Annotated in this window: 1 protein-coding gene; it reads right to left on the bottom strand. The window is 64.3% G+C overall.

Translation table 11 applies throughout. The features are described from left to right. The coding region (locus tag F7Q90_RS26375; RefSeq protein WP_151161234.1) for an IS66 family transposase at positions 1-249 on the bottom strand (249 nt) is incomplete at both ends.

The following is a 249-nucleotide window of genomic DNA, read 5'->3' as shown; positions in this document are numbered from 1 at the left end:
ACTGGCGCAGCAGGCCGTACAGCGGCTCCAGCAGTTCGCTTACCGCGCCGGACCAGCGACCCAGCGTGGCGCGACTCAGCTCCACGCCCTGACGATGGTATATCTCTGACTGACGATAGTGAGGCGTATGTTCGGCGAACTTCGCCGTGACGATGCGCGCCAGCAGGCCGGGGCCCGCATAGCTGCGCTCGATGGGTTTTGAGGGCATGGCTGTCTGAACGATGTGGTCACAGCTGCAGCAGGCCAGCT

It is taken from the genome of Pantoea stewartii subsp. stewartii, assembly GCF_008801695.1.
Lineage (GTDB): Bacteria > Pseudomonadota > Gammaproteobacteria > Enterobacterales > Enterobacteriaceae > Pantoea > Pantoea stewartii.
This window is presented reverse-complemented; position numbering and strand designations above follow the sequence as displayed.